Here is a 1,100-nt window from a genome sequence, read left to right on the forward strand (position 1 = left end):
CGTCCTTAGGCGAGGAGCTAAATGTACTGATTTGTTTTACGCTCGGCATCGCAAGCGGATCATCCGTTCTTACTAACTACAGCGCTTTCCATGCTCTTTGCATGAATCGTGAACATAAGAGCCAAATCGTATTTCCATCCTCAATCGTTCACTTTTTAAACCGCAATTTTATAAAATCAAATTTCAGATTTATGAATATCACCGCTATTTACTCATTTTTTTATATAAACCAAGCAAAAATGATAAAAATTAAAGCGATATTAGTTAATATCCGGTAATCTAAATCCAATTCCATTTTGCTAGTAACATCGCATAAATGACTGACGAGTTTAAGAAATCGACCGCTAACTTAAAAAAAGCGGTGCCACTAATGATCAAAAATAATGTAGCTGCCACCCCCGCAGACTACGCGCTTTGGTATACCTACGTAGACAAAACCATTCCAGAACTCAATTTTGAGATGGACGAAGTGTTAGAACACTATGGTATTTGTCCACCAGCAGCGAACAAACAGCTTTACAACAACTACGTGGCCAGTAGAGCAGAAACCAGTTTAGAAGATCTCAAAACCAACGTAGAAGTGCTATTGCATGAAGTGTCGAGCTCCATGAGTGATACTTTGTCAGATACCTCTTCTTTCTCTGCGATGGTCGATAAAAGCTTCAACAAATTAGAAAAAGTTGAAGACAACAGCTTGAGCATCGAAGAAGTGATGGTGGTGATCCGCCAACTCGTTGCTGAATCTCATGAGATTCGCCACTCAACTAAATTCTTAAACCGTCAACTCACCAATGCGAGTGAAGAAATTTCTCGTTTGAAGAATCAATTAGCCGAAGTACAAAAAGACGCGCTGTTTGATGGACTCTCTAATCTTTACAATCGTCGTGCCTTTGATACTGATTTGAGCATGCTGATTAACGCTAATCAGGCGATGACTCTCATCTTGCTGGATATCGACCACTTTAAAGCGTTTAACGATAACTATGGGCACCTATTTGGTGACACAGTATTGAAAGCGATCGCGCGTCGACTGCAACAGAGCTGACGCGATGGCGTGAGTGCATGCCGCTTCGTCGGCGCAGAATTTGCGTTAATGGTGC

The 1,100-nt window shown here is 41.2% G+C and carries 1 pseudogene; it reads left to right on the plus strand.

Annotated elements, in window-relative coordinates:
• Window positions 1-316: 316 nt before the first annotated feature.
• A pseudogene (locus tag R7D93_RS25920) lies at window positions 317-1,042 on the plus strand (GGDEF domain-containing protein); the annotation flags it as partial.
• Between the last annotated feature and the right edge of the window lie 58 nt (window positions 1,043-1,100).

Source organism: Vibrio sp. YT-15 (assembly GCF_033337445.1).
Lineage (GTDB): Bacteria > Pseudomonadota > Gammaproteobacteria > Enterobacterales > Vibrionaceae > Vibrio > Vibrio alginolyticus.